The sequence below is a fragment of the Streptomyces sp. NPDC036764 genome (genome assembly GCF_055609385.1).
This window is the reverse complement of sequence record NZ_JBVJPT010000001.1, coordinates 2,001,972-2,025,569: the sequence shown is the minus strand read 5'-3', so window position 1 is coordinate 2,025,569 and position 23,598 is coordinate 2,001,972. Positions and strand designations below refer to the sequence as shown.

The 23,598-nt window shown below is 71.5% G+C and carries 17 protein-coding genes; 7 read left to right on the top strand and 10 right to left on the bottom strand.

Annotation, left to right across the window (positions count from 1 at the left end; all coding sequences use genetic code 11):
• Window positions 1-109: 109 nt before the first annotated feature.
• A complete protein-coding gene (locus ACZ69Q_RS08090; RefSeq protein WP_471038259.1) occupies window positions 110-1,273 on the bottom strand; it encodes a sulfite oxidase in 1,164 nt (387 codons plus the stop codon).
• Window positions 1,274-1,440: 167 nt separating this feature from the next.
• Between ACZ69Q_RS08090 and sthA the strand changes: the two genes are divergently transcribed.
• The 3 genes from sthA (at window position 1,441) to ACZ69Q_RS08075 (ending at window position 5,677) form a co-directional block, all read left to right on the top strand.
• Complete coding sequence (gene sthA / locus ACZ69Q_RS08085) at window positions 1,441-2,844, top strand: Si-specific NAD(P)(+) transhydrogenase (RefSeq protein WP_471038257.1); 1,404 nt, start codon at window positions 1,441-1,443, stop codon at window positions 2,842-2,844.
• A 378-nt stretch (window positions 2,845-3,222) separates the two neighbouring features.
• Window positions 3,223-4,695, top strand: a complete 1,473-nt coding sequence (locus tag ACZ69Q_RS08080; protein WP_471038254.1) for an APC family permease — start codon at window positions 3,223-3,225, stop codon at window positions 4,693-4,695.
• A gap of 10 nt (window positions 4,696-4,705) precedes the next feature.
• Window positions 4,706-5,677 (top strand): hypothetical protein, encoded by a 972-nt coding sequence (locus ACZ69Q_RS08075; protein WP_471038251.1) that lies wholly within the window; start codon window positions 4,706-4,708, stop codon window positions 5,675-5,677.
• Between the two features lie 65 nt (window positions 5,678-5,742).
• On the opposite strand, the gene prcB is transcribed toward ACZ69Q_RS08075, so the two are convergent.
• The 3 genes from prcB to ACZ69Q_RS08060 all read right to left on the bottom strand — a co-directional run bounded on the left by prcB (window position 5,743) and on the right by ACZ69Q_RS08060 (window position 9,112).
• Window positions 5,743-6,597, bottom strand: coding sequence for a proteasome subunit beta (prcB, locus tag ACZ69Q_RS08070; RefSeq protein ID WP_471038247.1), 855 nt, complete (start codon window positions 6,595-6,597; stop codon window positions 5,743-5,745).
• Window positions 6,598-6,671: 74 nt separating this feature from the next.
• Window positions 6,672-7,619, bottom strand: a complete 948-nt coding sequence (locus tag ACZ69Q_RS08065; protein ID WP_471038244.1) for a lysylphosphatidylglycerol synthase domain-containing protein — start codon at window positions 7,617-7,619, stop codon at window positions 6,672-6,674.
• The gene (locus tag ACZ69Q_RS08060; RefSeq protein ID WP_471038241.1) at window positions 7,616-9,112 is read right to left on the bottom strand and encodes a hypothetical protein; all 1,497 of its coding nucleotides are present in this window, start codon (window positions 9,110-9,112) and stop codon (window positions 7,616-7,618) included. Before ACZ69Q_RS08060 ends, ACZ69Q_RS08065 begins: the two co-directional genes overlap by 4 nt.
• Window positions 9,113-9,339: 227 nt before the next feature.
• Here ACZ69Q_RS08060 and ACZ69Q_RS08055 point away from each other — a divergent pair, with 227 nt between their 5' ends.
• Window positions 9,340-10,020 (top strand): nucleoside/nucleotide kinase family protein, encoded by a 681-nt coding sequence (locus tag ACZ69Q_RS08055; protein WP_471038237.1) that lies wholly within the window; start codon window positions 9,340-9,342, stop codon window positions 10,018-10,020.
• 5 nt (window positions 10,021-10,025) lie between these two features.
• On the opposite strand, the gene ACZ69Q_RS08050 is transcribed toward ACZ69Q_RS08055, so the two are convergent.
• The 6 genes from ACZ69Q_RS08050 to ACZ69Q_RS08025 form a co-directional block, all read right to left on the bottom strand.
• Entirely contained in the window at window positions 10,026-11,858 is a 1,833-nt protein-coding gene (locus ACZ69Q_RS08050; RefSeq protein WP_471038232.1) for a hypothetical protein, read from the bottom strand.
• Between the two features lie 49 nt (window positions 11,859-11,907).
• Window positions 11,908-13,626 carry a hypothetical protein gene (locus ACZ69Q_RS08045; RefSeq protein ID WP_471038227.1) on the bottom strand — a complete coding sequence of 573 codons (1,719 nt, stop codon included), beginning with the start codon at window positions 13,624-13,626 and terminating at the stop codon, window positions 11,908-11,910.
• Between the two features lie 2 nt (window positions 13,627-13,628).
• On the bottom strand, window positions 13,629-14,531 hold the full coding sequence (locus ACZ69Q_RS08040; RefSeq protein WP_471038224.1) for a carbohydrate ABC transporter permease: 903 nt from the start codon (window positions 14,529-14,531) through the stop codon (window positions 13,629-13,631).
• Entirely contained in the window at window positions 14,528-15,439 is a 912-nt protein-coding gene (locus tag ACZ69Q_RS08035; protein WP_471038222.1) for a carbohydrate ABC transporter permease, read from the bottom strand. The genes ACZ69Q_RS08040 and ACZ69Q_RS08035 overlap by 4 nt, the downstream gene beginning before the upstream one ends.
• A gap of 124 nt (window positions 15,440-15,563) precedes the next feature.
• Window positions 15,564-16,895: an extracellular solute-binding protein gene (locus ACZ69Q_RS08030; RefSeq protein ID WP_471038219.1), complete on the bottom strand. Its 1,332-nt coding sequence runs from the start codon at window positions 16,893-16,895 to the stop codon at window positions 15,564-15,566.
• Window positions 16,896-17,169: 274 nt separating this feature from the next.
• Window positions 17,170-18,303, bottom strand: coding sequence for an ROK family transcriptional regulator (locus ACZ69Q_RS08025; protein WP_471038216.1), 1,134 nt, complete (start codon window positions 18,301-18,303; stop codon window positions 17,170-17,172).
• A gap of 353 nt (window positions 18,304-18,656) precedes the next feature.
• Here ACZ69Q_RS08025 and ACZ69Q_RS08020 point away from each other — a divergent pair, with 353 nt between their 5' ends.
• The 3 genes from ACZ69Q_RS08020 to ACZ69Q_RS08010 all read left to right on the top strand — a co-directional run bounded on the left by ACZ69Q_RS08020 (window position 18,657) and on the right by ACZ69Q_RS08010 (window position 23,540).
• On the top strand, window positions 18,657-19,556 hold the full coding sequence (locus tag ACZ69Q_RS08020; protein WP_471038212.1) for an N-acetylglucosamine kinase: 900 nt from the start codon (window positions 18,657-18,659) through the stop codon (window positions 19,554-19,556).
• A 200-nt stretch (window positions 19,557-19,756) separates the two neighbouring features.
• Window positions 19,757-21,679, top strand: a complete 1,923-nt coding sequence (locus tag ACZ69Q_RS08015; protein ID WP_471038210.1) for a phosphatase PAP2 family protein — start codon at window positions 19,757-19,759, stop codon at window positions 21,677-21,679.
• Between the two features lie 310 nt (window positions 21,680-21,989).
• Window positions 21,990-23,540, top strand: coding sequence for a phospholipid carrier-dependent glycosyltransferase (locus tag ACZ69Q_RS08010; RefSeq protein WP_471040149.1), 1,551 nt, complete (start codon window positions 21,990-21,992; stop codon window positions 23,538-23,540).
• The last annotated feature ends 58 nt before the right edge of the window (window positions 23,541-23,598 follow it).

Sequence of the window (23,598 nt, the reverse complement as noted above, 5' to 3'; positions counted from 1 at the left end):
ACGGGTCGCCCCGGACTGCAGCGTCGGCACCCGGGGCGGCCTCGTCTGCCTGCCGCCCCGGCGTGCGTCCGGCCTGTTTCCGGGTCACCGCGCCGGCTCGACCCCTGGGTCAGCGCCCCTGGTCCCCCTCGGTTCCACCGCCCTGCGCCCTGTCCTCGTCGTCCAGACACAGCACGGGCACTCGCTGTACGAGGTTGTTGGCGAAGCCCCCGCGGTTCCAGGGCTGCTCCAGTGGCTGGCTGTGGCCCTCGGCGTCGGTGGCCCGTGCGCTGAGCACGTGCTCACCCGGGGTGGCCGTCCAGTCGTACCGCCAGCGGCGCCACGCCCACCGCTGCCCGTCGTCCGGGTCCTGCTCGGTGTCCTGCCAGGTGTGTCCCGCGTCGGTGCTGACCTCGACACGCGTCACCGGCGCGCGCCCGGACCAGGCACGCCCCTCCAACGCCACCGGGCCGGGCCGGACCACGCGGGCCCGGGACATGAAGTCCGGGAATCCGGGTGGCACGAGCAGGGCGCGCGGGGCGATACGGGTCACCGGCTCGCCCACGTCCCCGGGGTCTTGGCGCAGCCGGTAGGCCACGGCCTGCTGGAATCCCGTGAACGGCTCGTCGACCACGGTGATCGAGCGCAGCCATTTCACCTGGGCCATGCCGTACCAGCCGGGCACGATCAGCCGGAGCGGGCGGCCGTGCTGCGGGGGCAGTGGGTCGCCGTTCATCGCGTACGCGACCAGTACCTCGGGATCGTCGCCCGTGGCGACCTCGACGGGCAGGGCGCGCCGGTAGTCCTGTTCGACGCCGCGCTCGACCCCGTGGTCGGCGCCGGTGAAGACCACGTCGACCGCGTCGGGCGCGACCCCGGCCTCGGCGAGCAGCAGGCGCAGCGGTACGCCCGTCCACTCGGCGGTGCCGACCGCCTCCACGAGCCAGGGCTGGCTCACCGGCCGGGGGGTCAGCAGGGCCCTGCCGTTCCCGGCGCACTCCAGCGTGACGCGCGTGGTGACCTGCGGGAACCTGCGCAGGTCGGTGGGGTCCAGGCGCAGTGGGCGGCGGACGCGGCCGTCCAGGGTCAGGGGCCAGGGGGTGCCGTCGGGGACGTACGGGATGTCGTAGTGGGTCAGGACGTAGTGCAGGCCCGGCGGGGTGATGTCGTGACGCAGGGCTTCGAGGGGCAGGCCGTGGTTGCGGGTCGCGAGCGCCAGTTCGTCCCGGCCGATGCCCTCGTCCGGGGCGGCCAGCCGGGCCGGCGTGCTCGCATCGGCGAGGCGGTGACCCATACCCGCATTATCGACCCGCACGCGCGACATCGCGCCGGTGAAGCGGCACGATCCGGTGCGTGGGCCGGGCGCAGGCACAACCCCCGTTGCGCTCCGGGCACTTCACCGGGCAATGGTTCAGGGCTCACCCTTTCGAAAGGGGTCGCGCGGCTGACAGACTCCGGAGGGTGCCCGACTTCGACATGCTCGTCATCGGATCCGGCCCCGGTGGCCAGAAGGCCGCCATAGCCGCGGCCAAGCTGGGCCGCCGCGTCGCCGTGGTCGACCGCCCCGACATGGTCGGCGGTGTCTCCATCCACACCGGGACCATTCCCTCCAAGACCCTGCGCGAGGCGGTGCTGTACCTGACCGGCCTCACCCAGCGCGATCTGTACGGCCAGAGCTACCGGCTCAAGGACGACATCACCGTCTCCGACCTGACCGCGCGCACCCAGCACGTGGTCGGCCGCGAGGTCGACGTCATCCGCAGCCAGCTCTCCCGCAACCACGTCGCCCTGTACGCCGGGACCGGCCGCTTCGTCGACCCGCACACCATCGCCCTGCGCGAGGTCACCGGCCATGATCGGCTGCTGACCGCCGAGCACATCGTCATCGCCACCGGTACCCGGCCCGCACGGCCGGACAGCGTCGAGTTCGACGGCCGGACGATCATGGACTCCGACAACGTTCTCGCGTTGGAGCGGGTGCCGCGCTCCATGGTGATCGTGGGCGCCGGGGTCATCGGCATGGAGTACGCCTCGATGTTCGCCGCGCTCGGCAGCAAGATCACCGTGGTGGAGAAGCGCGCCGGGATGCTCGACATGTGCGACGTCGAGGTGATCGAGTCGCTCAAGTACCACCTGCGGGACCTCGCCGTGACGTTCCGCTTCGGGGAGACGGTCGCCGCGGTCGAGCGCCATGCCCGCGGGACGCTGACCATCCTGGAGAGCGGCAAGAAGATCCCCGCCGACGCGGTGATGTACTCGGCGGGCCGGCAGGGCCTGACCGACGAGCTGGACCTGGACAAGGCCGGGCTGACCGCGGACCGGCGCGGCCGGATCACCGTCGACGAGCACTACCGCACCGAGGTGCCGCACATCTATGCCGTCGGCGACGTCATCGGCTTCCCGGCGCTGGCCGCGACGTCGATGGAGCAGGGGCGCTCGGCGGCGTACCACGCCTGCGGTGAGCCCGTCGGCCGGATGCACAACCTCCAGCCGATCGGGATCTACACCATCCCGGAGATCAGTTTCGTGGGGCGGACCGAGGACCAGCTCACCGAGGACCGGGTGCCGTTCGAGGTCGGCATCTCCCGTTACCGCGAACTGGCCCGCGGGCAGATCATCGGCGACTCGCACGGCATGCTGAAGCTGCTGGTCTCCCCCGAGGACCGCACGTTGCTCGGCGTGCACTGCTTCGGCACGGGGGCGACTGAGCTCATCCACATCGGGCAGTCGGTGATGGGCTGCGGCGGAACGGTCGACTATCTCGTCGACGCGGTGTTCAACTACCCCACGCTCGCCGAGTCCTACAAGGTCGCGGCCCTGGACGCCACGAACAGGCTCCGCCAGATCGACCACATCGGGGACTGAGGCCCCGGCTCATATAGCTCTCCGACAGGACTTTTCGACGTCGTGCTGCGCGGTGGCATCGCCGCCGGACAGCACGACGTCCTGCTGTTCCCAGGGGCGTGTGTTCGGTGCCGCGACGGCCTCCCCCGCACACGTGGCGCGATCTCCGAGGCGGGAAGATCGGTGGCTCTTGAACCCTCAAAGAGTGTGGCTATCATCACTCGCACACACGGCGTGACTGCACAGCGACGCAACGGCGTACAGTGTCCGCCACCCGTTGTCAGCCGCCCCTGACCCGAGGTCATCCCTCTCCGGTTCGTGGCGTTGTTCCACCCCCCACCCCCCTTACGGCGCTGGGCCGTCGCCCTCGCGTCGTGCACGACGGAAAGCAGCGCATCCATGAGCAACAACAGGGGCAGAGGGCTACAGGCCAATGTCCTCGGCACCTTCGACACGGTGGTGATGGCGGTCGCGGGCAGCGCCCCGGCGTACTCGATCGCCGCGACCACGGCGGTCCTCGTCGGCGCGGTGGGCCTGGCCAGCCCGGCGGCGCTGCTGTACTGCGCGATACCGATGCTGGGCATCGCGCTGGCGTTCAGCCGGCTCGGCCGCATCGACGTGAACGCGGGCGCCAGTTACTCCTGGGTCGGGCGGACGCTGCATCCCTTTCTCGGCTTCATCAGCGGCTGGGCGCTGGTGATCTCGACGACCATCTTCATGGTGGCGGGTTCGCTGCCCGCCGGTTCGATGACGCTGGCCCTGTTCGACGAGGAACTCGCCGAGAACACCGCCCTGTCGACGCTGGTCGGCGCATGCTGGTTCCTGATCATGCTGTTGGTGGTGCTCGGCGGGGCACAGCTCACCGTCCGGGCGCAGATCGTGATGTCGGGTGTCGAGCTGGTCATACTCGCCCTGTTCGCCGTGCTCGCCGTCTTCCACTCGGGAGGTGCCCGCGCCTTCGACTGGTCGTGGCTCGGCTTCGGGCAGTTCGACGGGGCGGCGGGATTCGCGTCGGGGGCGCTGATCGCCGCGTTCTACTACTGGGGCTGGGACGTGACCAGCAACCTCAGTGAGGAGACCCGCAACAGCCGCCGTACGACGGGCCTCGCGGGAGTCATCGGGGTGGGCATCGTGTTCCTGCTCTTCGAGGTGTTCACGATCGCGGTGAACGTCATCCTCTCCTCGAAGCAGATCCAGGACAACGACGCCAACGTGCTGGCCGTGCTCGGCGAGGAGGTGTGGCCGGGCTGGGGCGGCAAGTTGCTGATCGTGGCGGTGATGCTGTCCACGATCGCCACGCTGGAGACCACGCTCATCCAGGTGACGCGCTCGCTGTTCGCGATGGGCCGGGACCGGACGATGCCGTCCGCGCTGGGCAAGGTGCACCACCGGTGGAACACGCCGTGGGTGGCGGTCGCGGTGGTCGGCGTGGTGGCGCTGGGGATGTTCATCGCCTCCAACGCCCTGGGCACGGTCGGCGACATCCTCTCCGACGCCATCTCGGCGATCGGCCTCCAGATCGCGGTCTACTACGGGCTGGCGGGTCTCGCGGCCGTCGTCGCCTACCGCAAGATGCTGCTGACGTCGGTGGGCGACTTCGTGCTCGGCGGCCTGTGGCCGCTGTTCGGTGCCCTGTTCATGTTCTGGATCTTCGTCGAGTCGCTGGGCGAGTTGAGCGGTTCGGCCATCGCGATCGGCCTCGGCGGCATCGCGGCCGGTCTGATCCCGATGCTCTGGTACTGGCGGCAGGGCAGCGACTACTACCGGCCGGCCAAGCTGGACGCCACGCGGACCGTCGAGGCGGACTACGTCCCGGCCGGTGGTGGCGGCGACCAGTCCCTCGTCCACGAGGGTCTTCCGACCGACTTCTGAGGGAGACCCGATGGCGCGAGGCAACTTCAGACGCGACTTCACTCCCGACTTCGACCCCGACTGCGGGGACTCGGCCCTGACCCACGCCCGGCAGGACATCGTCATCGGCCGCTGGCAGGGGCTGCGGGAGCTGCTGCGCTCCACCGGGCCCGACTGGCTGGTGCGGGGCCACCGGGTCCGGCTGCTCGCGCAGGCCTGCGCGAGCAGTTCCACGGTGGAGTCGTGGCTGGCCGCCGAGCCGCACAGCGGTGACGCGCTGGTGCTGCGGGCGGCCACGGAGACGGCCCGGGCGTTCAACGTGGCCATCACCGCGGGCCGGGGCGTGCCGATCGACACGCACCGCATCGACACGGCGGTGCTGTCGTGCCTGAGGGCCGCCGACTCCTATCCGGACGATCCGACGCCGTGGATCTCGCTGATCTCGGTGGCCCGGCTTTATCCGAAGGGCGTGCGGCGGCAGGAACTGGGGCGCTGGTGGGACGAGTTGCACGGGCGCGACCCGTACAGCGTGGAGGGGCATCTCCAGGTGCTGCACTACTACTCCTCGCGCTGGCACGGCACTCACGGCCTGATGTACGACTTCGCCCGCGACGCGGCCGGGGTGGCACCGTCCGGCTGTCCGCTGCCGGTGCTCGTGCAGTACGCCCGGGTCGAGGAGTTCCGCTACGCCCTGGACGCGGCCAAGGGACAGCACACCTCCATGGGGATCGGCCAGCACTGGGGCAACGACGGTGCCGTCAGTGACGTACGCCGGACCTGGGAGCGCTGGATCATGGGCCGCGCCGAGAAGGACGTGGCCCCGGGCGAGCTGCGCGACCTCAACTACCTGGCGCACGCTGCCTGTCACGCGGGCGTCCACGACATCGCATCGGCCCTGTTCCGGATGCTGGGGCACCGGGCCACCCGAGCGCCGTGGGCGTACACCGGCGACCCGGAAAAGCAGTTCGTCAAGTGGCACCGGGAGGTGGGGGTGCGGGGCTGACCGTCCGGGCGGGCGAGGCGGCCCCGTCTCAGGGCTCCTCGGCCCGCGGGCCCGTCGTCTGCCGATCAGGGCGCGGCGTTCGGGCCGTCCGGTCGGGTGCGGCGCTGTTCGACCATCTCGCGGCTCAGCTCCTCCGTCTCCGGTTCGGAGAGCCGCTCGAAGCCGTCCTCGGTGATCACCGAGACGCTGGGGAAGATCCGCCGGTTGATGTCGGGGCCGCCGGTCGCCGAGTCGTCGTCCGCCGCGTCGTACAGGGCGTGCAGCGCGGCGAGCGCCGCCTCGCGCCGGGACATCCCGGCGTGGAACAGCTTCTTGAGCGCGCCCCGGGCATACGGCGATCCGGAGCCCTCGGCGTGGAAGTCGTACTTCTCGTACGGCCCGCCGGTGACCTCGAAGTCGAAGATGCGCCCGCGCGCGCCCTCGGGCTTCCTGGCGTCGTAGCCGGCGAGCAGCGGTACGACGGCGAGACCCTGCATGGCCTGGCCGAGGTTCTGGCGGATCATGCCGGCGAGCCTGGACGCCTTCGCCTGGAGGGTCATGGGTGTGCCCTCGATCTTCTCGAAGTGCTTCAGCTCGACCTGGTAGAGCTTGACCATGTCCAGCGCCAGTCCGACGGTGCCCGCGAAGGCGACCGCGGTGTGGTCGTCGGCGGGGTGGACCTTCTCCAGGTCGCGCTGGGCGATGAGGTTGCCCATGGTGGCCCTGCGGTCGCCGGCGATCAGCACGCCGTCGCGGTAGGTCAGCGCCAGGACCGTGGTGCCGTGCGGGAAACGGTCGGGTGCCACGCGGACACCGTCGGGTAAAGGGCGGCGCATCGGCAGCAGGGCCGGGCGGTGCGCGGTCAGGAACTCCGTGAAGGACGAAGTCCCCGGCGTGAAGAACTCCGGCCCCAGCTTCCCGTCGTGCTCACCGCTCGTCATGGCACTCCCCCTCCTGAGTCCTCCGACAACCGGAGTCCTACCTGAACCGGGCTGTGGGGAAACACTGTTGGCCTTCACAGGGCCCGGCGCCGGACGAGCACCGCGAGCGCCGCCAGGCCCGGGAGCAGCGGCAGCCACACCGTCAGCAACCGGTAGCCGAGGACGGCGGAGGCGGCCGCCGCGGCCGGGGCGCCCGTGGCGGTGAGCGCGAGGGCGAGCACGGCGTCGAGGGAGCCGAGGCCGCCCGGCGTGGGCAGCAGCGCGGCGGCACTGCTCGCGACGAGGTAGAGCAGCGCCACCCGGGCCGGGGCGAGGGGCAGGGCGACCGCGCGCGTGACGGCGATCAGCACGGCGCAGTGCAGGACCACGAAGACAAGCGAGCCGCCCCAGAGGGCCGCCGCTCTCGCGGGTCGCGCGTGGACGGCCGCGATGTACGCACGCACCGCCACCAGAGCCCGTCGGCAACGGGGCCGCAGCGGGCCGGCCAGCACAAGGAGCGCGATGGCGGCCGCGGCGCACACCGCGGCGACCAACCCGCCGTTGACGCGCGGGAGGTGCGGCACATCCGGGGAGGCCGCGAAGAGTACGGCGATCAGAGCGCCCCGCGCGATCCCGCCCGCGGTGCCCTTGACCGCGACGGCGGTGACGGCGTCGCCGAGCGGCATGCCGCCGCAGCGTATGAGGAAGCGCAGGTTCACCGCGGTCGCGCCGAGCCCGGCGGGCAGTACCTGGTTGGCGGCCGAGGCGGCGAACTGTGCCGCCACCAGCCGTCCGGGCGGTAACCGGCGCGGCACGGCGCCCTGCTGGGCGAGCGCCGAACACGGCCAGGTCAGCAGTGTGGCCGCGGCGGCGAGCAGCAGCCAGCGCTGGTCGGCGACGGCCAGCCGGACCGCGCCGGTCTCCAGCACCGGCCAGTGCCGCCGCGCCAGCAGGCCCACGGCTCCCAGGACGGCGAGCGTCAGCGCGGTGTGCCAGTAGATCGCTTTGCGCCGGAGTGGGTTGAGGACTTCCTCCGACGTCATTCCGGTCCGCCCGCGACCGGCGCCGGCGCGATGCGGACGTCCAGACCGTCGAGGCGGTGCAGCTTCCAGGCACGGGCGTGGTGGGGCGGTTTGCGGCCGGGCACCGTGAGGGTGCCGACCGGGACACGGCGGGCGGTGCGCAGGATCTCGGCCCTGCCGGTGTTGGCGTTGTGGCCGTGCATCGCGGCGGAGTCGCACCCGGTGTAGTAGGCGACGGGGATGGCCTCGTGCCCGGTGAGCAGGCAGGGCGGGCGCACGCCGAGGCGGTGCAGCTCGGCGGCCGAGCGGGCCCAGTCGACGCGGGCGGCGGTGGTGCGGTCCACGGTGCGGTCGAGGACGGCGTACTGCACGGCCAGATGTCCGGCGAGGCCGAGCCCTGCCACGGCCGCGACCGCGGGGCGCCACCGTCCGTTCGGCGCGGTGACGAGGTGGGACAGCCCGTCGGCGACCGGGATGGCGAGCAGGGCGTAGGCGGGCAGCAGGAAGCGGGGTGCCGCGTAGCCGATGAGGAACAGGTACGGGAAGGCGGCCGTCGTGGCGCAGGCCAGTGGGACCAGGGTGCGGGCGGTGCGGCCGGCTCGGACCGCGACCGTGAGGCCGTAGGCGGCGAGCAGGGGAACCACGAACCACCAGGCGTACACGGACGGGTGGGGGGTCGCGATGTCGCACGGCCGGCACAGGGTGCTGCCGACCAGGCTGCGGAGCTGGTCGTCGACGGCGAGGTTCCAGCCGAGGTCGCCCTGGATGCGGGAGGCTTCGTTCAGCCGCTCCCGCAGGCCGCCGTAGCTGACGTACGCCTCGATCACCCACGGGACGCCGCCCGCGGCGAGCCCTGTGGCGAGCGTGGCGCCGAGGCGCCAGTGGCGAGCCGCGGCGGCGAGGGCGAGCAGCGGCAGGGTGACCCAGACGGCGTCGGTGGGCCGCATCAACGCCATGAGCGCGGCGCCGGCCAGGACGCCCCACAGGGCCCGGTTGTCGAGACGGTGGAGGCGGGCGCGCACGAAGCAGCCGACGCAGAGCAGGGCGCCGAACGCGACCCAGAGGTTGGGCATGGCCTGGGGGCCGTAGAAGAGGGTCACCCACAGGGTGGCGAAGAAGGCGCCCGCGCCGGCCAGGACGCGGGCCCGGAACAGATCGCGCCAGGCGCGCAGGGCCAGGTACAGGGCGAGTCCGGACAAGACGGCGAGGAAGACGCGCAGCAGGATCGTGGAGGGCGACCAGGAGGCGATCGGCCACACCAGCAGCGGGACGCCTCGCGCGCGGGGTGCGCTGAAGAACGCGGCCGGAGCCTCGGTACCGACCTGGCTGACGTACACCACCTCGTCCCAGCCGAGGCCCATCGAGGGTCGGACGAGGAGGAGTTGGAGGACGGTGAAGGCAGCGGCCACCGCCGCGAGCAGGCCGTCGCCGCGGGCCCGCCGGGACCTGCCGGACAGCAGCGCCTCGTCGCGCCGCCCCGCACCGACGAGCATGGGCTGCGTGCCCTGGGCCATCGTCCACCCCTCACCCCTACGAGCCGTAGGGCGGCTGAGCCCCACGGCCTGGCGAGTTGGGCAGCGGGGGCCGGAAATGATCGAAAACACGGACAAACTAACCCGAAGGGGATGGGTGTGCAGAGCATGGTTCGGCCAGGCGAATGACGGGGGCCGGTGACCGCACGGCCAAGTGGCTCAGGCACACCCCCGGAATTCGTCGCCGCCCGGGTGCCAGACTCTGCTGTGTGACGTTGACCTTCGACGACCTCCTCGCCCGCGCCCGGTCCCTCACCCGGGACGGCCGGCGCGCCGTCCTCGGTATCGCCGGCAGCCCCGGTGCGGGCAAGACGACGCTCGCCGAACGCCTGGTACGGGAGCTGAACGGTGCCGGGGAGCCATGGGTCGCGCAGGTGCCCATGGACGGCTTCCATCTCGCCGACGTCGAGTTGGACCGGCTCGGGCGGCGGGATCGCAAGGGCGCGCCCGACACGTTCGACGCGGCCGGATATGCGGCGCTGCTGCTGCGGCTGCACGAGGACGCCGACGACGACATCGTGTACGCGCCCGGCTTCGAGCGGGTGCTGGAGCAGCCGATCGCGGGAGCGGTCCCGGTGGAGCCGACGGCCCGGCTGGTGGTGACCGAGGGCAACTATCTGCTGCTGGACACGGGCGCGTGGGCCCGGGTGCGGGCGCAGTTGGACGAGGTGTGGTTCTGCGAGCTCGACGAGGCGGAGCGGCTGCGGCGGCTGATCACCCGGCACGAGCGGTTCGGCAAGTCGCACGAGCAGGCGGTTGCCTGGGTGATGCGCTCGGACCAGCGCAACGCGGAGCTGGTCGCCATGACCCGCGACCGGGCCGATCTGCTGGTGCCGGTCACGGAACTGTCCGCCCCGCACGAGCCGCCGACGGCTCGTGCGGGGGCGTGAGCGGCCTACAGGGCCGTGATGGTCAGCTCCGGCTCGCCGTGAGCGTCACCCGCGGGGTCACCGATCACGGCGGTGAAGCACTCCGTGCGGACCGAAAGACCTGAACCGTCGGCTGCGAAGGCGGGCGCGAAGGGGCCGCCCGGGCCGTAGCGCACGGCGAAGACGTGCAGGCCGTCCGGGGCGCCGGGGGCCGGTTCGGCCTCCAGGGCCGTCGAGCCGACCAGGTGGCTCCAGCCCAGGTCGGGGTTGCCGTAGCCGCGGGGATCGGCGGCCAGGGTGAAGGCGGCCTCCTCCTGGGTCCGCTCGGCGCGGGCGTCGAAGTGGTCCACGCCGTCCTGCTCGGGGTGCGTCAGCCGCAGTTCACCGGCCGCCGTGACCTCGCCTTCGGCGGTGCGGCGCACCCGGTCGCCGTCGTCGGCCGCGTACGGCAGGCCCGCGAGCAGGTACGGCGTGCCGGGGAGCCGTTGCACAGCGACCGTCATCCACAGGCTCGCGCCGTCGGTGACGTACAGGGACCGCACATGGCGCAGCACGTGGTCGCGGCCGACGACCGGCTTGGTGACCAGCTTGGCCGTCAGGCCGCCGGCGGCGATGTCGCGGACGCGGACCTCGCCCATCGGGCGGCAGTGCAGGAAGCCGTCCGTCACCGGGCCGAAGCCGTGCTGCCTGTTCACGGCCGCGGGGAGGTAGTAGGTGCCGGCGGCCTCGACCAATGACGGGGTCATACGGTCGTCGAAGGCCACCGAGACGGTGCCCGCGCGGAGTTGGTGGCGAGTCGCGGTGGTGGAGGGTGCGCGGTGCCAGCGGGTGGTGTCCTGGATCTGCCACACCAGCATCCACGCGAAGTGTCCGTCGACGCCGCCGTCCGCCTTGACCGCGTGCCGCCCCCAGCGGGTGTCACCCCGGTAGCGGCCGAGGTCGGAGCCGATCCGGGCGCTGAAGTAACGCAGCCCCAGGACCGACTCGAAGCCACTGTGCTGCTCGCTGTAGCGGGGGCCGCCGTTGTCGAAGCCGCCGCCCGGAAGGCGGGCGTCGATGTACCGGGCGAGCGCGTCGCCGTCCTGCGCGAAGACCCTCTCGCCGCTGACGCGGTGGGCCTGGGCGAGGAAGGACAGGGAGATCGGGCCGTAGTTGTTGTCGTAGGCGCCGCCGTGCTCGGGGGGCAGCAGGGCACCCCGGTCGCGCACCCGGTGGGCGCGGATCTCCTCCTCGTACAGGCGCAGGGCGCGCTCGCGCATCGCGTCGCCGTCCGGGGCGGGGAGATGCCGGGCCAGCATCAGACCGCCGACCACGCAGCCGATCGCCTGGTTGCCGGCCTCCTGCGGGTTGAAGAAGGTCGCCTCGGTCAGCCAACGCCAATATCCACGGGCCACCCGGACGAGTTCGGCACGCTGCCCGTCCTCCACGAGCCCCTCCGCCAGGTCCAGCAGGTTGACCGACTGGAGCAGCGCCCACACCGTGCTCGGCCAGTCCCCGATGGGGTGGGCGCCCGCCTCCAGGACGTAGCGGGCGTACGGCAGGCCGGTACCGCGGGCCCTGAGGTTCGGGTAGCCGGGGTTGTCCTCGGTGTACACCCGCTCGCGCAGATGGAAGGCGAGGCTGCGGCGCACCGCCTCCGGCAGGCGGGGGTCCTTGGCGCGCTGCCAGGCGAGGGCGAGCAGCGAGGTGACGCCGAGGGACGTGTCGCCGATGTCGTCGTCGCAGTCCGGGTGCTCCAGGTTGCCCTCCGGCGTGAGCCGGGCCAGGGCCTCCTCGACGACACGGGCGAGGACGGCGTCGTAGGCCTCCGGGGTGTCGGGGAGGTCGTGCAGCGGGCCGAGCTGGCGTGGGAGGTGCACGGGGATCAACCCTTCATGCCTGGGGTGGCCATGGTGTGGTTCGTCGGGGTCACACGACAGGTGCGGTACGGCGGGCGCGCAGTGCGAGGGTCAGCGTGTGCGGGCCGAGTCCACCGAGGTAGACACGGTTCCCGGTCGTCGCGTCGGTGCCTCCCACCACGGTGTGGTCCTGCCCCGGGTCGTACCGCAGTACGTCGCTGCGGTCCGGCCCGGCGAACGGTTCGCCCGCCTCGACGTCGGCCTCGACCCGGATCTCGTCGTCACCGACCCGGTAGGTCATCGGCCCGGTCGTCAGGCACCAGCGTCCGTCCCCGATCGGTACGGCGCCCTCCGACACGCCGCCCGGCCGGAATGTCAGTTCGACGGCCCAGGGCACCCGTGGTCCGCTGATGTCGATCCGCAGGTCTGCACCGTCCTCCCTCAGGTCCACCTCGACGCGGGTCGTGTGTGAGACCTCGTCCCGAGGCCGGTCCGGGAAGGCCATCGCGGCCGAGAAGCGTCCCTCGTCCGCCATCCGGTAGGCGCCGTCGTCCCGTCGCAGGTCCGGCGGGAGCGGCTGGTAGTAGGCGGCCGTGAGGGTTTCGGTGAGCCGGTACCGGTTGCCGGCGAGCTGGTGCATGTCGTCGGCGCGGAACGGGCCGAGGTCGAAGAATCCTCGCGAGAGCCGGACAGCGTCGAGGACGGCATCGCCGGCGAACAGGCGCAGGAAGGTGGGATTGCAGGCAAGGCCCGAGCGGATGCGCCGGTGTTCGGGCACGTCGGAGCCGCCGTACACCACCGTGTGCGCGGTGGCCGAGGCGCGTGCGGCGAGGCGCGCGGTGGTGAGGTACCGGTCGCGCGGAAGTGTTTCCGCGGCCGGTGCCGGCAGGGCGCGGCACAGGTCGAGGGTGAGGAGGGTCTGGGCGAGCAGGTCGGGGTCGTCGATGCCGTCGGCGGCCGCCAGCCGAGCCGCCCGGCTGAAGTCGCCCCGGCCGGTGCGGATCGCGAGCAGCCGGTAGTGCGGCAGGAAGGGCGCCAGCGGGAACGGGTGGTTCTGGTCCTGCCGTCGCGAGTGGACGGTCTCCACCGTGCCGTCCGGCCTGATGAGGTCCAGGGTCGTGGCGAGATTGCGTTCGACGGCCTCCAGCAGGTCGGCGCGGTCGAGCACGTCGGCCAGCAACAGCAGCGAAGGGTTGGACACGTGGGCCGCGTAGTTGGCGCTGCGCTCCGAGTACAGGCCCTCCGCGTCGATGTCGACGCCCTCGGCCAGCCACGCGTCGATGCGGTCGAGCAGTTGGCCGTCCGGGAACGACCGGTGCAGCCGGGCCAGCGCCGCGCACAGTTCCCATCGGTGATTCGGCGTGTGCACCCCGCCGGTCCGGAGGCTTTCGGAAGCCGCACCGGCGATCTCAGCGAGGGCGGCTGCGGCCTCGCGCAGTTCCGGTCCGGCGCTCACGGCGATGACGTGCGCGTCGCACACGTCGTTGATGGTGAACGCGGAATCCGGGGGTGACTGCACGTTGTCGCCACCGGCGAAGAGACCGGAGGGGGTCTGCACGGCCCGCAGAGCGGTGAGGTGCGTCATCGCGGCGGCGACGGCCCGGTCACTGGCGTGCAGCGCCGAGTCCTGTGAACGGTACGCCGCGAGCAGTGTCTTCACCCGGCGCGCCAGACCGCGATGGGACACACCGGCGGGCTCCTTGTCCGGGCGGGCCGCCAGCGGGACGGCCGGCCGGTCGGCGGCGCGGGCCACCGCACGGACGAACTCGCGGTCGAGCGTGATCTGCACGGTCAGTCCTTCAGCCCCGCGTTGATGTTGGCGTTCATGACGTAACGCTGGAACACCAGGAAGACGAGGATCAGCGGGATCATGGAGATGACCGAACCGCCGAGCAGCACCGACCAGTTGATGTTCTGCGCACCGACGAGGCTCTGGATGCCGATCTGCACGGTGAACTTGTTGGGGTCGTTGAGCATCAGCAACGGCCAGATGTAGTCGTTCCACCGCCACTGGAACGACAGGATGGCGAGCGTCAGCATGATGGGCCGGGAGACCGGCACCATGATCCTCAGGAAGATCGACAGCTCACGCGCGCCGTCGATGCGGGCGGCCTCGATGAGTTCGTCGGGGACCGTCAGGAAGAACTGGCGGAACATGAAGCATCCGGTCGCGGTGAGCACGGCCGGGAGGATGATGCCGCCGAGCGAGTTGTAGAGGCCGAGGTCGCGGACGACCAGGAACTCCGGGGCGAGCATGACCTCGGACGGCAGCATCGTGGTGGCCAGGATGCACATGAAGAACACCTTGAGCCATCTGTTGTCGTACTTGGCCAGCGCGTACCCCGTACAGCAGCTCGCTCCCACCGTGAGGATCGTCGTGATCACGCACACGATGGTCGTGTTGATGAAGTACTGGGAGAAGTTGGCGCTGTCCCACGCCGCCGTGTAGCCCGACAGGGTGGGGTCGTGCGGAAGCACCGTCAGCGGAAGGGAGAACAGGTCTCCGGCCGGCTTGAAGGAGCTGAGGACGAACCACAGCACCGGCAGCCCGTAGAGGCACGCCAGGATCCACAGCAGGGTCGTCGCCGACACCGCCTGCCGAAGTCCACCGCCGCGTCCACCGCGGGGCAGCTTCTTGGAGACGGCCCGTCCGGACCCGGCGTCGACCGGGCGTGGCATGTCTGTGGTTGTCATCGGTTCTCCACCCGCCGGTTGACGATCAGCTGGATGACCGCGACGGCCATCAGGATGAGCATGAGCACGAACGAGGCGGCGCTCGCGTAGCCGATCTGGCCCCGGTTGAAGCCGGTTTGGTAGATGTACTGGACGAGCAGGTTGTTCGAGGTACCCGGTCCGCCGTTGTTGAGGGAGAGAAACAGCGGGTATTCCTTCATCGCGTTGATGGTGGTGAGCAGGATGACGATGAAGGAGGTGGGCGCGATGCTCGGCAGTGTGATGCTGATGAACTGTCGCCAGGGGCCCGCGCCGTCGAGCGAGGCCGCCTCGTAGTACGAGGTGGGCACGTTCTTGATCGCCGCGATGAACAACAGCATCGAGAAGGCCGTTCCCCACCAGGCGCCCGCCATCACCACCACGCCCATCGACAGGTCCGCGTTCGACTGCCACGCGATCGCGTCCCCACCGAGCTTCTCGATGACGTAGTTGATCAGTCCGAAGTTCTCACCGAACAACCATCGCCACAGGACACCCACGACGATGGGCGAGATGAGCCACGGGACGAAGAAGATGACACGGGCGACCGTCGCACCCTTGGCCTGCTTGCTCACGACCAGGTTGGCGACGAGCAGCGAGAGCACGAAGTTCAGCGGAACGACGAGCACGGTGTACAGCAGCGTCCGGCTCAGCGCGTCGTAGAAGGTGGAGTCCCCGAACAGGTTGCTGTAGTTGTCCAGTCCGACGAACTGGAACGCCCCTACCCCCGTGTAGTTCGTGAAGGAGTAGACGAGCCCGATCACCGCCGGCCAGACGAAGAACAGCGCGAAGAGCACGACATTGGCCGCGATGAGGACGAGCGGCGCAAGGGTGTACTTGCTGCGTCTCCTGGGCGGGCTCGCGGACACGTCCGAGGCGCGTTTTGTCATCTTCCTGACTCCGTGCTGGTGGAATGGGTTGCTGTGGGCTCACTCCGTGGGCCCGGCATCACGTGGGAGTCCAGGGCCGGGGGGGGGGGGGGGGGCCCCCCCCCCCCCCCCCCGGCCCTGGGGTCTACGACGCGCCGCCGACCTGCTGGTTGTAGCCGGCCACGATGTTCTCCAGGGCCTTGTCGGCCGACTGCTGGCCGTTGATCGCCTTGCCGAGCTCCGTCTTCGTCGGGTCCTCGGTGAGGCTCTTGCCCTTCAGCACCCAGTCCGTCTGCGCGGTGTTGAAGTAGCCGGAGATCGGGGCGTAGAGCGGGATCTCCTCGTTGTACAGCTTGAACGCCGCCTGCGCCGCCTCGGAGGTGAAGGGGTACTTCGGGTTCAGACCGCTCTCGACGGGCAGGAACCCGGACGCCTCGCACAGCGCGCGGTAGTGGTCCGGCTCGTACAGCCAGGACATGAACTTCTCCGCGGCGGTGGCCGCGGCGCCGTTGTTGTTGAAGCCCACCATCATGCCGCCGCTGTTGACGTCGCTGGCCTGCACCGGCTCGGCGGGGGTCGGGACGCTCGCCCAGTCGAACTTCTTGATGCTCTCCGCGAAGGCGGGAACCTGCCACACGCCGGACCAGTAGGCGACCACGTCGCCGCTCTGGAACATGGCCGACGGGTCGGCGCCGCTGGTCCACACCGACTTCGGCATGGTCTTGTCGTCGTTCAGTCCGACGAAGTACTTCACGGCCTTCTTGGTCGCGGCGTCCACCGAGAACTTGCCGGAGTCGTCCGCGTGGACGTACTTCCCGCCCATCTCGTACACCATGGCGCGCAGCCGGGACGGCGACTGGTCGAAGGTCAGGGAGTACTTGGCGCCGGTCTTCTCGCGGACCTTGTTCGCCGCCGCGATGAAGTCCTTCCAGGTCCAGGTCTTCGAGGGCGAGGCCGGGAAGGCGACGCCGGCCTTCTTGAACAGCGTCTCGTTGATGAACAGGCCGGACGCGGTGACGTCCGAGGGGATGGACAGCACCTTCCCGGAGGAGTCCTTGGCGAGGAAGTTGGCATTGATCTTGTTGCTCTTGTTGTTGGCGATGGAGCTGAGGTCGATCAGCTTGTTCGACCAGATCGGGTCCAGCGCCGGCACGGCCGCCACGTCCGGCAGGGAGTTCGCCTGCGCGGCGTTGTGCAACTTCGTCGTGTAGCCGTCGTAGGGGATGTTGACGAGCTTGACGTCGACGCCGGCTTCCTTCTTGTACTGCGCCACCATCTTCTTCCAGCCCGCGTCCTGCCCCGGAACCGTGGAGATCCAGAACGTCAGCGACTTGGAGTTCCCACCCGAGCCCGACCCCGACCCGCCGCAGGCGGAGAGCAGAAGGGCACCTGCCGTGGCCACAGCAGCGAGGGGAATGACACGGCGTAGGCCGCCGCGACCGAGTCGGCGAGAGCGCCGCACACCCACACTGGTCATCTTCGATCCCTTTTCGTCGTAGCGGAGGAAGCACGGGGCCGGCCGAGGCGGCACGGGTGCGTTCTGCGGGAAATTTCGCCTTCCGGGGGCGCGGCCTCGCCCGGCCGCATCGCCTCGACGGGTGGGATCCCCGGCCATGAGGGCCGTCGTCGCACAAGCACGCCCTTGTGCGGCTGCCGTACTTCGCGTACGGGCGGGATGCTCAACCCAAGCCGGCGTCCCGGCCGACTTAGAAAGCGCTTGTCCGGACATTGGCAGATCGAGTCGGAGGCCGTCAATCCTTCGCCCCCGCGGTCTCGGTCACGGTTTGGACTCCTCGGGTGACCGCGAGCCGGGCGGCGCCCACGACCGTGCCGAGGTCACCGACCATGCTGCTGACGACTTCGGTGGGCCAGCTCAGCCGGGCGAGTTCCGCCCGCACGCCGGGCAGAATCTGCGGGTCGGCGCCGGTGCTGCCGCCGAGCACGATCAGTCCGGGGTCCAGTACGGCGGTCACGGCGGCGGCGAGACGGCCGACGTCGACGGCGTGGCGGTCGATCACCGCGCGGGCCGCGGGCCGCCCCTCTCCCGCCCGGGCGAAGAGCTGCTCGGCGGTGCGCGGGCACGGCCCGTCCTCGTCCGGCCAGGCCTCGGCCGCCCGCCGCAGGAGCGAGCGGGCGCCGATGTACTCCTCCAGGGCCTCGTGGCGCGGCTCGCGGCCGTCGTCCCAGGGGTAGGGCAGCCGGGCCAGCTCACCGGCGGCGCCGTTGGCTCCGCGCAGCACCTCACCGCCGACCACGATGCCGAGGCCGATACCGACGCCGATCCGCAGGTAGCCGAAGGTGCGTCGGCCGCGCGCGGCGCCCTCGTGCAGTTCGGCGAGCGCGGCGCAGTTGACGTTGTTCTCGAGGTGGACGGGGACGCCCGGCGGCAGGGCGACGGCCATGGCGTCGAAGACGGGGCCGGCCTTGGCCGTGGCGGGGCGCATGCGGGCGCCCTCCTTCTCGCGCGCGGTGACGTCGCCGACGGCGACGACGACGGTGCGTAGCGGGGCGCCCGCGGGCAGCGCGCCGAGTGCCTCGCGCACCACGTCGGCGGCCTCCTCCCGGGTCCCGGTGGCCTGGGCGAGCAGGGTGCCGTCCAGGGCACAGCCGCGCACCCGGGTCAGGGCGGGACCGAGGTCCACCGCGAGCACCACCCCGGCGGCGGGCCCGAGACCGTAGACGGCGGCCGAGCGGCCCGTACCGCCGGAGGCTGTGCCGGAGTGGGCGGCCAGCCCGGCGCTCTCCAGCTCCGCGACGGCGGAGGACACGGTGGGCTTGGACAGGCCCGCCAGGCTCGCGAGCTGCGGCCGGGTCGCGCTGCCCGCCTCGGCGAGCACGGCGAACACCGCGCTTGCGCTCTCGGTCAGGCGGGGGGCTTCCGCCACGTCGTGTATCACAGTTCTCCCACGGGTCACGGGCCGCTCAGTGGTCGAGTGCGCGATGCCTCTTGACGCACTGTACTTCGTTAGTTAACTTCCTAACGAACTTCACGGTACTCGCCTGCCGTGTCCGCCAGAAGCCCGTCCCGGGGCTTCCCTAGTTCACCAACTCCCGCAATTCCAGGCACGCTTCGCCCGCCATGGCGCTTCGCCGGCTGTGCCGCACGGCGCCGTCGGTTGTTCGCGGCGCCATCGTGCTTGATCGCGCCCACGCGGCGGAGCCGCATGTTGACACGGCCCCGCGCCCTTTTGGGGCGCTGCCGAACCGCCCGCGCCGGCTCAACGACGAGAGAGATTCCGTGCAGGACTTCATGCCCCTCGTGGTCGGTATCGACGTCGGCGGGACCAAGACGCATCTCCGGGCCTGCGCCGGGGACGCCCTGGTCGCCGACCACGTCCAGGCGAGCAGCGGCTGGCGGCCGCACGACCCCGTGGCCGCCACCGGCTGGCTGGCCGCGCTGGTCGCCGACGCGCTGCCGCAGGGCGCACGCGTGTCGGCCGTCGCCGTGGGCGGCCACGCCTGCGAGACTCCGCGCCAGTGCGCCCAGATCCGCACCGCTCTCCAACTCCACTTCGACGCGCCCGCGTCGGTGGTCGGCGACGCCGAACTGCTCGTTCTCGCCGCCGGGTTGGACAAGGGCGTCGGCCTGGTCGCCGGCACCGGTTCCGTCGCGGTCGGCCGACTGGCCGACGGCCGAGCGGTCCAGGTCGGCGGCTGGGGCGCGGTCCTCGGCGACGAGGGCGGCTCGGCCGGTCTGGTCCGCGAGGCCGCACGGGCCGTATGGGCGGCGCACGACCTCGGCGAGGAGCCCGACGCACTGGCGCTCGGGCTCCTCGACGCGTTCCAGGTACCCGAAGTGCCGGCACTCGGGGCAGCTCTGGAGAGCGCGAAGAGCCCTTCCGCGGACTGGGGCCGGCACGCGCCGGTGGTGTTCGCCGCGGCCGAGGCCGGTTCACCGCTCGCCCGCGCGGTGATCGACGAGGGCGGCCGGTCGCTGGCCGCGCTGGTCGAGCAACTCGCCGCGCGCGGGGTGCCGGTGGACGACGTCGTGGTCGCCGGCAGCACGATCCTCGCCCAGCCCGTTCTGTACGACGCGTTCGCCGCCGCGCTCACCGACAGCGTGCCCGGGGCGCGGCCACGGCCCCTGGAAGTGCCTCCGGTGGAGGGGGCCGTGACACTCGCGCGTTCACTCGTGTGACATCCGCCGGATTCCGGGCCATCTCGAGTCCGACACAACTCGCCCGTAGATCTTCGCTCGTAAGACTCGATCGCGATCCCCGGCGTCTCGCGCGCCGCATGCCCGTCCGTTGCGTACCGGTCGGTTGCGTGCCGGTCGGTCGAGTCGATCGATTCGATCTCCTCGCGGCCGTACGGCCGAAGAATCCGAAAGAGGCACTCATGCCGTCACCCGCCGGGGGTCAGGCCACCCCGCCCCTCAACAGAAGGCGCTTTCTGCTGACCTCCGCCGGAGGCGGTGCGGCACTGGTGGTGGTGCCCGCCTTCGCCGGCTGGCTGCCCACCGCGGACGCCAAGACTGCCGCCGCTGCGGCCGCGTTCGTCGACGACTACAAGAGCAACGTCGTCGCGAACCAGACGCCCGAGACCAACGCGGTGGTCCGGATCCTCGGCGGCTTCGGACAGGTGTGGAAGACCGGCGGCGCCTGGAACACCGGCACGCCGCTCATGCCCGAGGTGCTGCGCGCCAACATGCGCTACTGCGCCCGGATCACCGCCGCGCGCACGGACGCCCAGGCGAAGGAATCGTTCATCATCGACCGTCAGCACCAGAGCTACTCGGTGATCGCCGGGCTCGGCCCGCTGGCGGAGCTGTACAGGACCGGTGCCAAGGCGGTCACGTCGATCACCAGCGCCCCGGACGGCACGCCCGCCGGGAAGATCAGCGACGCGTTGCCCGCCGACGCCCCGGCGGGTTCCGCGATCGGCGCCGGTTCCTACGACTCGGACCTCGGCCAGGTGGCCAGGCTGGTCGACACCGTGCGCGGTCCGTTCGCCTCGGGCAACCCGGCCAAGTTCGCCTTCCAGTACCCGCGCCCGTGGCGGATGAACGAGGACAGCGAGGTCGTCGACACCGGCACGAAGGACGCCTTCGGCTTCCCCGTCTACGACTCGCCGGTGAGCGTCGCCCCACAACTGCTGCGCCAACGCGCCGAGACCCCGGCCGAGGACGGCGGCTTCCCCAGCGGGCACACCAACGCCCTGCACCTGGCGGCCCTGGCGTACGCCTACGCCGTGCCCGAGCGCTTCCAGGAGCTGGTGACCCGCGCCTTCGAACTCAGCCACACCCGGATCGTCGCCGGCATGCACTCCCCGGTCGACGTCCTCGGCGGACGCGTGATGGCCACCGCCCTGGCCGCCGCCGCCCTCGCCGACCCGGCCAACGCCGAACTCAAGGCCGCCGCCCGTGCCCAGGCTCTGGCGTACTTCCGGCAGCGCACCGGCACCACGGCCGACACGCTGTACGCCTACGCCCACTCGGCCGGGCCCGACGCCGACCCGTACGCCGACCGCGAGGCCAACGCCCGTACGGTCCGGCCCAAGCTGACCTATGTCCTGACCCGGCGCGGCCGTGACGTGCCGCTGACCGTGCCGAAGGGCGCCGAGGTGCTGCTGGAGACGCGCCAGCCCTACCTGACCGCGGTCCAGCGCCGCGAGGTGCTGCGCACGACCGCGCTGCCCGCCGGGTACGTCCTGCTGGACGGATTCGAACAGTGGGGGCGGCTCGACCTGTTCGCGGCGGCGGACGGCTACGGCGCCTTCGACTGCGACGTGACCGTCACACTCGACGCGGCCGCCGGGGGCTTCGGCGCGGCGGACCACTGGCGCAACGACATCCGCGGCGAAGGCGGCCTGACCAAGCGCGGCACCGGCACGCTCACGCTGTCCGGCCACAACCGCTACCACGGCTGCACGGTCGTCGAGGGCGGCGTGCTCGTCGCGGCGTCCGCGAGTGCCCTCGGCCGGGGCGATGTGCGTGTCCTGGGTGGCACGCTGCGGGTGGACAAGGTGCTGCGGGTGCGCGGTGCGTACGTCCAGGAGGGCGACACGAGCCTGGAGCTGCTGCTGCGCATGAACCACGGTCCGGCGCTCGACGTGTCCGGCCGGGTGGTGCTGGGCCGGGGCGGGGTGCTGTCGCTGCGCCTGGACACCGAGCGCCCGCCGGTCGCGGGCTCCGTGATTCCCGTGATCGGGGGACAGCGGCTGCGCGGCCAGTTCGACCGGATCGAGCTGAACTCACAGGCGCTGCGAGCCGTACCCGTCTACACGACGGAAGGTCTGTCGGTACGACTCCTGAAGCGGTAACCGGCGTCCCGGGCGGGAGCTGATGCAGAGTAGGCCCATGGGCCGCCCGAGAATCAGCTTCCGCCATCGCGGGACCGACCGTGCCGCGGAGCGGATGATGGCGCTCGAACAGCAATCGGCCTCGAACCCGGCTCCGGCCCCGACGACGGCTTCGGCCGGTGCGAGCGCGGCGTCGGGCGCCCCGACTCCGGCCCCGGCCCCGGCCCCGACTTCTGAGGTGCTCTCCGGCCCGCAGAACGACGCCCGGCGTCCGCGGCGGCCCCTCGGACGCCTGCTCGTCCCGTTCCTCGTGGTCGTGCTGCTCGGCCAGATGGCCGCGGCGATGGTGACGACCGCCGTGCGGCAGACGCCGACCATCGACGAGCCCGTGTACGTGGGCACGGCGGCCGAGTACCTGCACGAGCACCGGGTGGTCCACAACCCAGAGCATCCGCCGCTCGGAAAGCTGGTCATCGGTGTCGGGGTGGCCCTCGCCGATCCACGTGTCGACGCCTCCTTCAACGGCGATCAGGGCCGGTTGGGGCGGCATCTGCTGTACGAGTCCGGGAACGACCCATGGCGTCTGATGCTGTTCGCCCGGCTGCCCGTGATCGCCCTGACGCTCGCGTTCGGGCTGGTCGTGTTCGCCTTCGCCCGGGAACTCGCCGGTGCGGCGGGCGGTTTGGCGGCGCTCGGCCTGTACGCCTTCTCCCCCGACCTCATCGCGCACGGCTCGCTCGCCACGCTGGACGTGCCGGCGGCCGGGTTCGTGCTGACGTCGGTCTGGCTGCTGTGGCGGGCCCGCCACCGGCCCCGGCTGTACGTGCCCTTGGCCGGGGCGGCACTCGGAGCGGCCCTGGCGACGAAGATGAGCATGCTCGCGGCGATCCCGGTGCTCATGGCGCTCACCGGCCTGTCGGTGTGGTGCGCCGGAGCACCCTCGACGTCCCGTCGACGGACGCTGGGGCGGGCGGCGGCGGGCGCCGGTGTCCTCGTGCTGGCCGCGATGGCGGTCGTATGGGCGTCGTATCTCGTGGTCGATCCGCGGTTGCGCTGGGCACCGGAGCAGCCCGTGCCCGCGGTGCAGGGCCTTCGGGGGCTGGTCGTGGACCTGCTGCCGTTCCCGCAGGCGTACCGGGACGGCATGCGCGTGCAGTTCGACTTCGAGGACTACCCGTGGCAGGGCTTCCTGTTCGGCCGGCTCTACACGGGGTCGCTCTGGTACTACCTGCCGGCCGCACTGCTGGTGAAGACACCGCTCGGCATGCTGGCGCTGTGGGCCGCGGGCGCCGTCACCCTGGTGGCGGTACGGCGGCTGCGGCCCGTGGCGCCGTATCTGCTGGTGCCGACCGCCGTGCTGCTCGGCGCGGCCATGCTCGGGTCGCGGGACTTCGGCACGCGGTACGCCGTCTTCGTGCCGATGTTCCTGGCGGTCGCGGCGGGTTGTGTCCTGGTGGTGCGCCGGCGCTGGGTGCGGGCGGCGGTCGGCGCGCTGGTGCTGTTCGTCGCGGTGAGCTCGTTGCGGACGTATCCCTACTATCTGCCGTACTCCAACGAGGCGTTCGGCGGTCCGGCGAAGACCCATCTGCGGCTGCACGACTCGAACGTCGACTGGGGGCAGGACCTGGGGCGGCTGGCGGACCGGCTGCGGGAGCGGTACCGGGGCGAGCGGATCTGGCTCGTCTACAAGGGCAGCGGGGTGCCGTCGTACTACGGCATCCGCGCCAACGATCCGCGCAAGGCGGACGCCCGCGAGGTGCGCGGACTGCTGGTGGTGTCGGACTCCGCGGCTGCCAAGGCGACCGGGCGACTGGCCCGCCTGATCGACAGCAGTCAGCCGATCGAAAGCATCGGTCACTCGATCACGATCTACCGCCGCTGAGTAGGGGCGCATGAGCGGACCGGGTCGACACGGTGTGTGAGCTATGTTGAGGCACTGT